Annotated in this window: 14 protein-coding genes; 6 read left to right on the top strand and 8 right to left on the bottom strand. The window is 50.0% G+C overall.

Annotated elements, in window-relative coordinates; all coding sequences use genetic code 11:
- Positions 1-19: 19 nt before the first annotated feature.
- The 7 genes from fliI to flgB form a co-directional block, all read right to left on the bottom strand.
- The gene (gene fliI / locus ACI4J0_RS13085) at positions 20-1,327 is read right to left on the bottom strand and encodes a flagellar protein export ATPase FliI (protein WP_439766259.1); all 1,308 of its coding nucleotides are present in this window, start codon (positions 1,325-1,327) and stop codon (positions 20-22) included.
- 37 nt (positions 1,328-1,364) lie between these two features.
- Entirely contained in the window at positions 1,365-2,246 is an 882-nt protein-coding gene (locus tag ACI4J0_RS13090) for a hypothetical protein (protein ID WP_439766260.1), read from the bottom strand.
- A complete protein-coding gene (fliG, locus tag ACI4J0_RS13095) occupies positions 2,239-3,249 on the bottom strand; it encodes a flagellar motor switch protein FliG (RefSeq protein WP_439766261.1) in 1,011 nt (336 codons plus the stop codon). The genes ACI4J0_RS13090 and fliG overlap by 8 nt, the downstream gene beginning before the upstream one ends.
- Before the next feature lie 41 nt (positions 3,250-3,290).
- On the bottom strand, positions 3,291-4,961 hold the full coding sequence (gene fliF, locus ACI4J0_RS13100) for a flagellar basal-body MS-ring/collar protein FliF (protein WP_439766262.1): 1,671 nt from the start codon (positions 4,959-4,961) through the stop codon (positions 3,291-3,293).
- Between the two features lie 29 nt (positions 4,962-4,990).
- On the bottom strand, positions 4,991-5,302 hold the full coding sequence (locus ACI4J0_RS13105; RefSeq protein ID WP_439766263.1) for a flagellar hook-basal body complex protein FliE: 312 nt from the start codon (positions 5,300-5,302) through the stop codon (positions 4,991-4,993).
- Positions 5,303-5,347: 45 nt separating this feature from the next.
- Positions 5,348-5,833: a flagellar basal body rod protein FlgC gene (gene flgC, locus ACI4J0_RS13110; protein ID WP_439766264.1), complete on the bottom strand. Its 486-nt coding sequence runs from the start codon at positions 5,831-5,833 to the stop codon at positions 5,348-5,350.
- Positions 5,834-5,908: 75 nt separating this feature from the next.
- Entirely contained in the window at positions 5,909-6,349 is a 441-nt protein-coding gene (flgB, locus tag ACI4J0_RS13115; RefSeq protein ID WP_439766265.1) for a flagellar basal body rod protein FlgB, read from the bottom strand.
- A gap of 640 nt (positions 6,350-6,989) precedes the next feature.
- Between flgB and rpmB the strand changes: the two genes are divergently transcribed.
- Positions 6,990-7,178 carry a 50S ribosomal protein L28 gene (rpmB, locus tag ACI4J0_RS13120; protein ID WP_178726032.1) on the top strand — a complete coding sequence of 63 codons (189 nt, stop codon included), beginning with the start codon at positions 6,990-6,992 and terminating at the stop codon, positions 7,176-7,178.
- 153 nt (positions 7,179-7,331) lie between these two features.
- Positions 7,332-8,060: a hypothetical protein gene (locus ACI4J0_RS13125; protein ID WP_439766266.1), complete on the top strand. Its 729-nt coding sequence runs from the start codon at positions 7,332-7,334 to the stop codon at positions 8,058-8,060.
- Between the two features lie 41 nt (positions 8,061-8,101).
- On the opposite strand, the gene ACI4J0_RS13130 is transcribed toward ACI4J0_RS13125, so the two are convergent.
- Entirely contained in the window at positions 8,102-9,043 is a 942-nt protein-coding gene (locus tag ACI4J0_RS13130) for a SpoIID/LytB domain-containing protein (RefSeq protein WP_439766267.1), read from the bottom strand.
- 288 nt (positions 9,044-9,331) lie between these two features.
- Between ACI4J0_RS13130 and ACI4J0_RS13135 the strand changes: the two genes are divergently transcribed.
- The 4 genes from ACI4J0_RS13135 (at position 9,332) to prmC (ending at position 13,741) form a co-directional block, all read left to right on the top strand.
- Positions 9,332-10,420, top strand: coding sequence for a hypothetical protein (locus ACI4J0_RS13135; protein ID WP_439766268.1), 1,089 nt, complete (start codon positions 9,332-9,334; stop codon positions 10,418-10,420).
- A gap of 67 nt (positions 10,421-10,487) precedes the next feature.
- Positions 10,488-11,789 (top strand): hypothetical protein, encoded by a 1,302-nt coding sequence (locus tag ACI4J0_RS13140; protein ID WP_439766269.1) that lies wholly within the window; start codon positions 10,488-10,490, stop codon positions 11,787-11,789.
- A 15-nt stretch (positions 11,790-11,804) separates the two neighbouring features.
- Positions 11,805-12,803, top strand: coding sequence for a DUF1385 domain-containing protein (locus tag ACI4J0_RS13145; RefSeq protein WP_439766270.1), 999 nt, complete (start codon positions 11,805-11,807; stop codon positions 12,801-12,803).
- Positions 12,804-12,880: 77 nt separating this feature from the next.
- Complete coding sequence (gene prmC / locus ACI4J0_RS13150; RefSeq protein ID WP_439766271.1) at positions 12,881-13,741, top strand: peptide chain release factor N(5)-glutamine methyltransferase; 861 nt, start codon at positions 12,881-12,883, stop codon at positions 13,739-13,741.
- The last annotated feature ends 245 nt before the right edge of the window (positions 13,742-13,986 follow it).

Below are 13,986 nucleotides of genomic sequence, written 5' to 3' on the forward strand. Positions count from 1 at the left end.
ATTACCTCCTCAAAAAGGCTTAGCTTACCGCTTCCTTCATCATCTTCACCGTTTCCTCGAAGCTGAAAGCCTCGTCGGTGGCTTGCTGAAGGAATGCATTTATCCTGTCGATCTTCCTGAGAGCCTCATCAAGAGCGTGATTTGTGCCCTTTTTGTAGGCTCCGATGGAGACCAGATCGGCATTTGCGTAATAGGTGGCAAGTAGATTTCTCATCTTTGCGGCAGCGTCCCTCTGATCCTTGGGAGCTATCTCCGACATAAGACGTGAAACCGAATCCAGAACCTCGATAGCGGGGTAATGGTTTCTCGCCGCCACCTTTCTTGACAGAATGATGTGACCGTCAATGATACCTCTTACGGTATCGGAAATAGGCTCGTTGGTGTCATCGCCCTCAACGAGCACGGTGTAAACTCCCGTAATGGAGCCGTTTTCGAAGTTGCCCGCCCTCTCGAGGAGCTTGGGCATAGCCGTATATATGGAAGGAGTGTAGCCTCTTGCAATGGGAGCCTCGCCGGTGGCAAGACCTATCTCGCGCTGAGCCATGGCATAACGCGTAAGGGAATCCATCATCAGAAGCACATTCTTGCCCTTGTCCTTGAAATACTCGGCAATGGCAGTGGCGGTCATGGGGCACTTGTTTCTCATCATAGAGGGCTGATCGGAGGTAGCAACTACCAGCACCGACCGTGCCATGCCCTTTGGACCCAGGTCTCTCTGGATAAATTCCAGCACCTCTCTGCCACGCTCGCCCACAAGAGCGATAACGTTGATGTCCGCCTTGACCTCTCGTGCGATCATGCCCAGAAGTGTGGATTTGCCGACGCCCGAGCCTGCGAAAATGCCCATTCTCTGCCCTCTGCCGATAGTCAGCAGTCCGTCGATAGCCTTTACGCCAAAGGGGATAATATCGTGTATTGCAGGACGTGTCAGGGGATTTACGGGCTTTCCCGCAATGGAATAGCTTTCCATGGTCTTGATGGGAGCGCCGCCGTCAATGGGGTCACCCACCGCATTTATGACCCTGCCGATAAGGCAGTCGCCAACGCCGACTTTAAGCTTGTCGCCTGTGTTATCCACCACCGACCCGGGGCCGATACCCTCGATATCGGTATATGGCATAAGCATTACCGTACCGTGGCGGAAGCCCACCACCTCGGCATATATGAACTCGCCCGACCTGCCTTTTTTGTAGATGCGGCAGACATCGCCGATGTTGCACACAGGACCGCTTGCCTCGATGGTCATACCGATGATCTTTTCAATTTTGCCCTGATAGCGGTAAAGCTCAGCCGTTCTCACAGCGTTTCTTACAGCCTTAAAGTCCATCTGCATAACCTCGATCTATGTGTACGGGCAGGAGAACTTATTCCTCCTGCTCCTGCTTATGTGAATTTTTCATGATCTCTTTTAAGAAATCGAGCTGAGTGGGGATAGAAGCGTCAATTATCTCCGAGCCGTTGTCAAGGACCACCGTGCCCGGGGGAGCGTCCAGCGGGTCAAGCTCCTCCACCTCTATCTCGGGAATGAACGGGATAAGGGACTTAACAAATTCCTTGTCCGTAACGAAATTTCTTGAAGCCTCGCCCTGAGCCACAGATATCTTCACATAATCGGAATTTCTGAAGCTCTTTGCGGCATTGGCAGCAATGCGGTCAATGACCTCGGGGTCAGTCTTCACCTCGGAAAGGGTTATCTTTCGCACCATATCGAGAACCGTCTCGCAAAGCTCGTATTCGTGGGAGATGTAGTAGGCTTCCTTTTTCGAATTTATCTCGGAAAGCAGTGCGCCTGCGGTCTCCAGGTACTTCTCGCACTTTTTCAGCGCTTCTTCCTTTCCCGCTTCAAAGCCTGCCTCGAAGCCTTCCTTGCGGGACTTTTCCCTGAGCCGTTCGCATTCCTCCTCGGCGGCGGCAAAGACGGCTTTGGTCTTTGACCTGGCGTCCTCGATCATCTTATCGGCAGAATTTTTACCTGCGGTAACGATCCTTTCGTAATCCTCGTCCATCTTCTTTTTCCGGGCAAGGATAACTTCTTCGGAACGCTTGATAACAGCCTCATTGAAGCGCTTTGTCTCGTCCTCAAGGCGTTTTGCGCGCAGGATCTCCTGTTCCGCGGCGATCTCCTCGGGCGTAGGCTCATGGGCTTGTTCTTCGGCAGCCGGCAGGGGCTTTATCTCCTGCTCGCCCACAGGAACGAGCTTTGAGCTGTCGAAGTTATAAACCTTAGATTTAACGATCTTAAGCAATTATCTCATCATCTCCGCCCTTACCGATAACGATCTCGCCCTCTTCCTCAAGGTGTCTGATAATGCCCACGATACGCTGCTGAGCCTCCTCAACGTCACGCATACGGATATTATGCAGATACTCGATCTCCTGCTGAATGGACTCCTGCATTCTCTGGGGCATATTTGCAAAGAGAGCAGCAGCCACTTCCTCGTTGGAGCCCTTGATGGCGATGGAAAGGTCTTTGGTGTCGCAGTCGCGGATAAATCTCTGAATGGACATAGAGTCGAGAGAGAGGATATCCTCGAACACGAACATTTTCTTCTTGATCTCCTCCACCAGAACAGGGTCTCTGACGGACAGCTCGTCGAAGATGTATTTTTCGGTGGAGCGGTCTACCTTGTTGAGGATATCCGCAACGGTATTGATGCCGCCCACCTCGGTGGTATCCATAGAAACAACGGAAGCGAACTTTCTTTCGAGAGTAGCCTCTATCGCCTTGACGGTGTCGGGGGAAGCGGAGTCCATCTTGGCAATTCTCTCAACTACCTCCACGCGCTTCTCCTTAGGCAGCTCATTGAGCACAGCGGAAGCCTGCTCCGAGGTTGCATAGGAGAGAATGAGGGCAATGGTCTGGGGATACTCGTTCTGAACGATAGCCAGCAGATTTTTGTAATCGGATTTTCTGACGAACTCAAACGCCTTGGACTGCATGGACTTTGTGATCTTGTTCATCAGCTTTGAAGCCACTTCCTCGCCGAAGGCCTTTGTGAGGACGTCTCTTGCGTACTCAACGCCGCCGTCGGTGATGACCTTCTGAGTAAGGCAAAGCTCGTAGAACTCGTTAAGTACCGAGTCCGCCACATTAGCCTCCAGGTAGGGGAGACTTGAAACGTCCAGGGTGAGGGCTTCCACCTCGTCATTGCTCAGATGCTTGTATACTCCTGCGGCATTGTCCGTTCCGAGAGCGGTAATGACCACAGCAGCCTTTTGTCTTGATGTAAGTTCAAGAAGATCGCTCATTTAAAAAACATTCCTTTCGGCTTTAAACAGGGGGAAAGCTGTTACTGCTCGGGAGGGGGCTGGGGAACAGGCTCGCTGCTGCTCTTTTTCTTGGATTTGGGACCTTCCTCCTCCTCGTGCATCCAGCTTCTGAGGAGCTGAGCCACGATCTCGGGGCTTGTGCGGGCAAAATCCGTAAGCTCTCTCCTGATGATGGTCTCCTTGGTTTCCACGCCCGAGTCTGCATTCAGGCTGGGTATATCCACCGCAGGAGAGGTTTCGTCTCCGAGTGAGAAGAAGCTTTCCACCAGAGGCTCTCCGTCTGCGGGAGCGTGCTGTTCGAGAAGAGTTCTCTCGAATGCCTTTCTCTTCTTCTTGCTCTTGGATCTGAGAGAAACGAGTACGATAATAAGGATAAGCAGTATACCCAGAAGGATAGCGCCCAGTATCACAAGCTGGTCAAGCGTGAGACCGAAGAGGAAGGTCTGAGCATCGGCAGGCTCAACCTCGGTGACCTTCTGAAGATTGGTAACGGTAACAACGTCCTGAGCCACTGCGGGATTAACGGTAGCCGCATTTGCAACGAGACTTACTAGGTTCTGCCTTGTTGTATCGGGAAGATAATCGGTGTAGATAAGCACCGAAATGGAAAGACCGTCAATAACATAGCCTGCCTTTTCCACCTGTTCCTTGTAGGTGTTTACAAGGTAGGTGTTGGAAACGGAATTTTCGGTCCATGCTCCGTTGTTGCCGGTATTTCCCTCGGGATAGGTGTCATCGGCATTGGTCTCAACGCCCTGAACGCCGCCTTCAACAACAGTATTGCCGCTTGCCTGCTCGGCGTCGGTGTGCTGGAGCATACCTCTCTCGTCATTGGTGGAGGGGGTGTATCTCGTGTCCTCGGAGACCTTGCTGTCGAAGTTCAGCACCATATTTACAGCCGCCGAAAATCCGTCCTCGCCGTAAGCGGGGATAAGCAGGGCTTCGATCTTCTGACGCAGCTGATTTTCAAGGTCTGTCTTGAATTTAAGCTTTCTTGTTTCCTCGGCAACAACGTCCGCAGGAGTATCCTCGGCTAAGAGAAGAACGCCGTAGTTGTCAACTAAGGTAACGTTTTCCTCTTTGATGCCATAGCTTGTGAGAAGGTAGGTCATACCCTCTATCTGCTCGTTTGTGAGCTTAACTCCATCCTCAAGGTACAATACCGCATAAGCCGACGGCTCCTGCTTGTACGCCTCGATAACGGTATTTTTCTTCTCGGGTATGGTCAGAGTGGCGGTAGCGTCGCGAACGCCCTCAATGGTGGCAAGAATTGCGGAAAGCCTTTCCTCGGCTGCAATACGCTCATACTGCCTTTTTTCCGACTCTGTTGTGAACATACCTACATTGGTCGTGTATGTGCTGTAGTTAATGGAGGACTTGGGGTATTTCTGCATTGCCAGGTTCATAGCAATGGTGTTCTCCGTGCCCTTGGGCACCACGATAGTGCCGCCCGAGCGGAGAGTGCATTCATATCCCGACTCCTCAATAAGCTGGACTATCTCCGCAGCTTCGGAGGTCTCGAGCCCCTCGTAGAGGACAACGTATTCCTTCCTGTTAAGAAGCACAACAGCAACAATGGCGATGATGAGCACCAGCGCAAGACCGCCTATGTAAATGCCCTTGGTTTTACTTGTCTGCCTGCCCCAGTATTCCTTAACAGTGGTTATGGTCTTTTGTACTTTTTCGTTCATTCCCTGTTATTTCCCTTCTTGGAGAGCAGTTACATACTCATCTGCATGATCTGGTCATAGCTCTGCTGGCAGGCGTCCTTGACCGCCACGAAAGTTTCAACGGCTATCTCAGCCTTGGTAAGGTTGTTGTAAATGGTGTGGAGATCGTCTATCTCGCCCATAACGAGACGTGCGGAGTCCTCGTTCACCACCTGCTGGGTCTCGGTAACATCTGTGATGACCTCTCTGAAAACGTCCGCAAAGGAGGGAGAGGCGGTCTTGTTCTTGTCCGCAGCAGCCGTTTCATTCTGAGAAAGAATGTCAAGGGGCGTAATAGCGGAGCTTATAGGAACGATGTACATTTTATCGGATCCTTTCCTTTATATTTCTATATAATATAGTATATCTTATCTTGTCCTGAGATCGGCAGCCTTGGTCATCATAGCCTTGACCACCTCGATAGCAGAGGCATTTGCCTCATACGCACGCTGAGCCGCCATAAGGTCGGTCTGCTCCTTGGTGTTGTCAACGTTTGTGTGATAGATGTAGCCGTCCTCGTCCGCAAGGGGATTGGTGGGGTCATAAACGGGTGTCATAGGAGCGGTGTCGTTAATGACAGCGGTTATCTCAGCGCCTGCCATTCTGTACTTGTCCTGATTTGCCCTGTAGTAAACGCCGCGGCGGTGAGTGGACTCATCTCTTGTGGTGTACTTGTTGAGGATACCCGCAAAATCCTTTTTCTCGCTTATCACCGTAAGCTGGCGGCAGTACGGCTCGCCTGTGGCGGTGTTGTAGGAGTCCTGATTTGCGATATTCTGAGAAATGATGTCCATTCTGAGTCTCTGTGCGGAAAGACCCGAGTGACCTATATCAAGGGAGCTTAAAAATCCCATAGCAATGTTCTCCTTTCGGTATTACTTGCCGATTGCCTGCTATCGGAATTACTTGCCGATAGCCTGCAATCGGAATTACTTTCCGATTGCCCTGCGTATCATAGAATACTGGCTGTTCATATAGTCTATCATAGTCTGGTACTGATATTTCACGTCCACAAGCTCCAGACCCTCTTTTTCAATGTCAACATTGTTGCCGTTCAAAAGCTGGCTGGTGTTGGTCTCATATGTGGTGTTCACCCATACCACATCATCCGAATTGCCGCTTGAAGCATTGCTGCCCGTGACCTCGGCAGTGCCCGAGTCCTTGCTCAGCCTGTCATTGGGGCAGCTCTTGTAGCCGTGATAGGGGCACTTTGACTTCTCCTTGAGTATCAGCCCGAAGCTGACGGTCTTTGCCTTGTAATCGGGGGTAGAGATATTGGCGATGTTGTGGCTGATGACCTGCTGCTTGTACCAGGCGGCGTCAAGACCCTGTTCGGTTATCTTGAAAGCGGCGCTGTCGAAAAGTCCCATATGCGGCGGCTCCTTTCTGTATCAAACGGTTTATCCGAGATAAACACTGTGAATTCGTGATTTGGGTATAGTATACCTGTAGGCACACTTATAGCTAATATAATTATACATCAAAACTCAAGGAATTACAAGAGCAAAAATGAAGTAATTTCCGTTTCGAGTGACAAAAATCTCCTAAAAAATATATTCATTTTCTATAAATTTCACAATTTTCGACACGAATATGGAAAAAACTTCCTATAATGCAAGATAATATATGCAATATGCCTAAAAAATCCTGCCTTATATGAAGATTTATCCCGATATATCCGAAGCATTGTAAACCAAACCTCCTAACAGAAAACGATATCAATTGACTTTCCCCCATTTAACATGGTATAATACCCAAAAACAGTCCTGTCCGTCATAACCGAGCAGCGCTCAGCAGGGGCATACAGCGGATATCAGCCGAGCGGGAGACGGATATGCTCCGAATTAAATAAAAAAGCAGCCGAGGCATTTGCCATAATTGTAAATAATTTATAAAAGTGAAAAAAACGCTTGCAATTTAATTTTGTATGTGATATAATAGAAACGTTCTGAAAACGTCCCGTAACAGGGCGTTGAAACGCTATTACTTTTTCAAGGAGGTGCGGCCCAAATGGCAAAGTGCGATATTTGCGGAAAGGGCGTTACTTTCGGTATTAAGGTTTCCCACTCACATCGTCGTTCCAACAGAACCTGGAAGCCCAATGTAAAGCGTGTAAAAGCTATCGTTGACGGTACTCCCAAGCACATTTACGTGTGCACAAGATGCCTCCGTTCCGGTAAGGTAACACGTGCTGTCTGATTTTCGACGGGAAATCGGCGGACATTTTATAACCGAATTGTACGTACAATAAGGAAGACGCTTCGGCGTCTTTTTTATTTACAAAAATTTAACAAACATATGAGATAAATGAGTTATAATTAGTGTAGGAAATCATCGAAAGGGGCTGACGTTATGAGCATAAACGGAATTGGCAATTACTCCGCATATTCAAATCTCTTCTCGGGAATGTATTCAAAAACCAATACATACAAAAACACCGCCTCCGACCTGCAGGCGCTTATGAAAAGAGTCGATGAGGTCAGGTCCCCCGAATACCGTAAAAAAATAAGATCGCAGCTTGAGGGAGGTACTTCAAAGAACAGCGAGACAGGCACCGTCTCCTCCGAGCTGAAGCTTTCCGAAGCCGCTTCCGACTTAAAGAAAAAGTCAGCGGAGCTGAGCGCTTTGAGCATGAGCGATATAAAGGACAAGGACGTTCTGGTGAAGAAGGTCACTGCCTTTGCTGAAAGCTATAATTCCGCCGTTGACGCTATGGGCAAGTCCGACAGTGTTGACGCGCTCAGAGCAGGTCTTTCCATGACAAATACAGTCAAGACCTATTCTGGAGCTCTTTCGAGAATAGGCGTAAAGGTCGGCAGCGATAATAAGCTCACCGTCAACGAGGAGACTCTCAGGGCAGCTGATGACAACGCCGTATCATCAATGTTCGGCAGCTCCTATTCGCCCGTTGCCCGCGTAGCGGACAAGGCTGAGGACATCGGCAAGGCAGCTGTGAACAAGGCTCAGACCACCGCATTCAGGAGTATGATGTACGGTGATACAGGCTCATCGGGGCTCTACAGCGGCTACAATACCTTTGCAAGCAGCTTCCTGGGCACATTCTTCGATTCCCGCACATAAAAAATATCGCAGGGCTTCCGCACAGTGACGGAAGCCCTTTTTTACTGCATTTTTTCGATGTAAGTGCCTGGGTAGTAATGCTCAAGTATCTCCCTGTAGCCCATTCCCCTGCGGGACAGCTCATCTGCGCCGCAAATGCTCATTCCCACCAGATGACCGCTTCCCTTCACGGTGAAAACCACAGCGTCTCCTTTTTCGCATACCTCAAAGGCAGCGCTGTCCAGGGAGAGCAGCTCCGACAGCCTTCTGCCGCTTAATTCAATGCCGCAAAGCCTTGCGGAAAGCACCGTGCCTGCGTCGGTTGAGGATAAGATCTCTATCCCGTCAAATCCCGCCGCCTCCTCGTACTCGGAGGATATTCGGGCGGCTAACTCGGCTTTTGTAAATTCCCGCCTTGCCTCGGTGCAGTCGGAGGGAACGCTCACAAGGTAGGGATATGCCTTTCCCCAGACATTTTCCGCCGATTCCGTCACCCCCGCGGAGGACAGGTGAAAAACCGCAGCGGCAGGAGCCTCTCCGTACATTATTATCTCGCCCTCGGTAGCCATAGCCGCCGCTTTTACGGCAGCAAGAGCCTCGTCATAATCACTGCCGTATACCGCCCGTGCGTCGGATTCGGAGAGAGCGGTCTGAAATCTTGAGCCGTCATCGGAAATGTGAGCGCCCTTTTCCGTCTCACCCGAAATTATCCGCCTTGCCGCATATGTCCTTGCCGCGCAGACCTGTGCCTTGAGGGCTTCGGCGTCGGGGATAAAGGGCACCTCCTCAAGAACGGCATAAACCGCGTAATCCTCAATATCCATCTCGGTGATCTGACCCGTTGAAGTGCACAGAAGCTTGATTTTTTTCTCATCGGGCAGAATGATGCTCTGCGACGCCTGAACGCTTTCGGGCTTGTCCTCCCGTATGCCGCCTGCCGCCGCAGCAGGCAGAACACATATGACTGCCGCCCAAAAAATCACCGATTTAAAAAAAGATCTCATTATTCTCGTCCTTTCCGATTTATTTTACTCTTGACTATTATGCATATAAAATAATTACAAATTATTAAATTCATACAAATTAACACTTGACAATGGGAAGATTTTATAGTACAATGTAGTTATTGCATTATGTATATGTAATTATCGGTGTTTCTGATAATATATATGCGGAGTTTTGAGGGATAATACATCTCCCGAAGCCCTGCGACTCATTTTACCGCATTATTTTGGCAAAGAAATTTTCAAAAAGATCCCCGACGGGTTATCTGCGAAAGGATTGAACGGATTATGGGCAGAATGAAACAGCTCAGCGCAGAGCAGATGCGCAAAAATGTTGCCAAGGCAAATAAAAGCAGCTTTCTCACCAAAAAAGCATCAATGGGAGTATATCTCATTGTTCTTATCCTTGCGGTGGCAGCCCGCACTATCCAGCTTTTCAGCAATATGAACTTTGATACGGGGCGTTATATTGACCCGTCACCCCTTAAAAATTACCCGGTGATGGTGCTTATCCCTGGCATTATCCTCATAACGGTGATACTTCTTGCAGGAAGCTCCAAGGATAAGGTCATAGGCTCCTGTATCCTTATAAACCCCATGCGTCTGAGATATGACAGGCTCAAGAAGAAGATACCTGCTTCAGCAGGCTACAGTTCACTGCTCATGGCGCTTCTTGTGCTTGCGCAGATAATATTTGACTTTGTGGATATCGTGAATAAGAACAAGGTCATAGTCGAGGGGCTTACCCCCGATGAGGCTGAGGATTACAATATGCTCACAGGCTACACCGTGGGAACTCTCGCGCTTCATTTCCTGATGCTCTTCGTAATGCTCAACTTCATAGCAATGGCAGTCAACATCTTCAAGGGCGAGGGCATCTCCTCGGGCAACTGCGCAGCGCTTACCCTTTACTCAGCCTGGAAGATAGTGGATATGATGACCATAGTTTCGGAAAATGTGGCAGTAAGCCGTTCTTCCGAGCTTCTGTATGAGATCCTTTCCTATATGACCGCAGCGCTGTTCTTCATGAATACAGCCCGCTTCTTCAACGGAATGGAAAAGAAATTCACCCGTTTCTGGATGTGCTTCTTCGGATATGTTTCATCTATCCTGGCGGCAGTATCGGTCATTCCGAGATATATCCTTCTCCTTATCCCCACAGGCTATGAGGAGAGACTTTCAATGAACATTCCCGCTATCTCCGATATCGGAATAGTGTTTATGACCATCACAATGGTTGCAGTGTTCTGGAGCACCTACGTATACCGTGTAATGCCCAGACTCAGCGTAGGCAAGCGCCGCTGGAGCAGAGCGCCTATGAACAAGCAGTATCTGGATATAGAGACTATCGACATAAAGCCTACCGACGATCTGTAAGAATATTTTGGGGCGGCAAGGGGAAATACCATCTCCTTGTGCGCCCTTTTTTAAGGAATTTGTGATTATGAAGCTAAAAAGGATGGCTGCGGCAGCGGCTGCGGCAATGAGCGTGTCACTCAGCGCCTGCGGACTGGATTCGTCCATAGACAATCTCCTGTCGCCGCCGATGATGTCAGAGGAGCAGCAGGAGATATTTTCAGCCCTGACCAAAGCGGCAGGGGAGGAGATATCCCTTGTTTATCCCCGTTCGGGAGCATACCGCTCTGCGTTTGTTTTCTGGGATCTGGATACGGACGGCGAAGATGAAGCTGTAGTTTTCTATAACAGCTTAAACAGCAAGGACAGCAATGTCCGCGTGAATATACTTGACAAAGGCGAAGGCAGCTGGCGGTCGGTATACGACCACGCAGGCGCGGGCACATACATCGAGCAGGTCTTTTTCACCGATCTGGGCAGAACGGGAAATATCCGCATGGCAATAGGCTACGGCTATATGACCCCCACGGAGAAAACGCTGAAGCTCTACAGCCTTGGGGACGGTGTCCTCAATACCGAATATATGGGTACCTACTACAAGACCCTTACCCTTGACCTTGACAAGGACGGCGGAGACGATATCGCCGTAGTAAACTGCAATAACGAAAACCACACCGCCTCTCTGTCCCTTGTCACCGACAGAGGCGATGGCGCAGAGTGCGTCAGCACCGTAGAAATGAGTCCCACCACCGTAGACCTTCCCTCCGTCATCAGCGGATATATCGGAAACGAGACCCCTGCCGTGTTCGCAGACGGACTTCTGGGCAGCGGAAATCTCTCCACCGAGATAATCTACTGCGTAAACGGGGAGCTCAGAAATCCCGCAATGATAGACGGTTCGGAGCTGCCCGCAAGAACAGTGCGTCCCCAGGGACTTTACTGTAAGGATATCGACGGCGACGGCATTGTGGAGATACCCGAGAGAGAAGCCTTCCCGGGCTACAGAGACCGTCAGGACGCCCAGTATATCACCGACTGGAACGTGTTTGAGAACTATACGGTAGTAAAAAAATATTCCTCCCTCACCGACCCCTATCAGGGCTATGCCTTTATGCTGCCCGTAAGGTGGCAGGGGCTTGTGACCTTGAAAAATGACGGCACCACGGGAGAAAAGGTGTTTTACAAATACAACGGCAGCCTTGAGCAGAGCCGACTTGAGCTTATGAGGATAGCGGTGTGCAGCCTAAAAGACTCGGAGCAGAAGCTCAGAGAAGGCTATGTGGCGGTCTCCACCACAGACAGCGCCGTGTATATGGTACGCTACGGCGATATCGAGGACAATCTCCTTCTGACCACAGCAGAGGTCTCCAACAATTTTTATCTTTATTAAGAGGTGTTATATATTTTGAGCAGTAATCAGCAGTCTCAGTGTAAATTCAAGTCGAAAATAGGCGGACAGGCGCTTATCGAGGGCATAATGATGCGTGGGATAGACCTTTCTGCCATGGCTTGCCGCCTGCCCGACGGTACAATAGACGTGGAGACCTGGAAAATAAGAAACGGCAAAAGCGCCCCCTGGTATCTTAAGACCCCCTTTATCCGGGGCTGCTTTAATTTCGTGATATCCCTTGTTGACGGAATGAAATGCACCATGAAGTCCGCCGAGAAGCAGATGACCGACGAGGAGGAAGACGACGAGGAGCCATCTCCCTTTGAGGAATGGCTCAGCAAAACAAGACCTTATAAATGGCTTGAGGCAAAGCTTGAGGGTGAAAACGGCAAAGCGGTGATGAATACGATAATGATCGTGGTATGCGTTGTGGTAATGGCAATAAGCATATGCGCATTCAAGTTCTTCCCCGCACTTCTTTCGGGACTTCTGGGAAAGCTTGGCGCCCCCGACTGGACCAAGACCGTTTCCGAGGGCATAATAAAGATCGCGCTGCTGGTGGGCTATATGTGGCTCATCTCCCATATGAAGGAGATACACACCACCTTCAAATACCACGGAGCCGAGCATAAGACCATAGCCTGCTACGAGGCAGGGCTTGAGCTTACGGTGGAGAATGTAAGAAAGCAGACCCGTTTCCACCCCCGCTGCGGGACCAGCTTCATCTTCCTTGTGGTGCTGCTGAGCATCGCCATAGGAATGTTCCTTCCCTGGGACAACGTGTTTGCGCGGTTCGGACTCCAGCTTCTCATGCTCCCCGTGGAGGCGTCCATCGGCTATGAGCTGATAAAGCTTGCAGGCAGATGCGACAACATCTTCACACGTATAATATCCGCTCCGGGCTTATGGCTCCAGCACATCACCACCTGTGAGCCCGACGACCCCCAGATAGAGGTAGCCATTGCCGCACTCAAACCCTGTATCCCCGACGATAAGAATGACGATCAATGGTAATATTATAGCACATCTGTTCTGAAATGTCAATAGACAAATTGTAAATTTCATCATACACTTACCGCAAGGAGAAGCCTATGACTGTAAACGAACTCAGCGCAAGACTTGACAGCATATTACGGGAAGTGCCCGACAAGGATTTTGACAAAATGTGTCTTATGGAGGATCTCTGCGGAGTGACCCGTGAGCAAATGGCGATATACCCCGACAAGAAGCTTTCCGAAGCTGCCGTAAACGCCGCAGTAAAGGGCGCAAGGCGGAGAGCGGCAGGCTATCCCCTCCAATACATCTTAGGAAAATGGGAATTTTACGGCAGAAGCTTCAAGGTCGGTGAGGGCGTCCTGATACCCCGCCCCGACACCGAAGCCCTGGTTGACGAGACCATAGCAAGGCTTGGAAGGAATAAGCCCCATGGAATACTTGACCTGTGCAGCGGCAGCGGCTGTATCGCCGTCACTCTTGCAAAGGAGCTGCCCGAAAGCTCTGTGTATGCGGTGGAGCTGTCTCCCGAAGCCTTTCCCTATCTTGCGGAGAATGTACGTGCAAACGGCGCAGAGGTGAAGCTGCTCAAAGGCGATGTTATGAACGGAGCGCTGCTTGAGAATTTCCGCATTTCCGAGGAAGAATATCTTGACATCGACTGTATCGTCTCCAACCCCCCCTATCTTACGGACAGGGAGATGGAGGAGCTGCAGCAGGAAGTGACCTTTGAACCCGAAACAGCGCTGTACGGCGGCACAGACGGACTAAAATTCTACCGTGTCATAGCCTGTCTCTGGAAGGAGCTGTTAAAAAAGGACGGACTGATGATATTTGAGATAGGCACCGAGCAGGCGGAGGACGTGAAGAAAATACTCACAGACAACGGCTTTACCGATATTTTTACCGCCAATGATGCCACAGGCGGCATAAGAGTGGCAGGCGGATATCTGAGATAAAAAATACGGCTTTGCAGTTTTAAAGATACTGCAAAGCCGTCAGCTTGTCGAAAAAGTGGAGAAATGAAAAAAGTTGCACAAATAAACACAACACAAAAAGTTTCGCTCAAGCCTTTTCCAAAGGCTTGCGGGGGTCAAGGGGGCTTGTCTTGTGAGCAAGACACATTGCCCCTTGTCGCCCTCCGCAGAGGGCGAAATCTCCTTTATCCTCCAAAAACGGTGCAAGGGGTGAGAAATGCGACAGC

This window comes from Huintestinicola sp., from assembly GCF_051882455.1.
In the GTDB taxonomy this organism is placed as follows: Bacteria; Bacillota; Clostridia; order Oscillospirales; family Ruminococcaceae; genus Huintestinicola.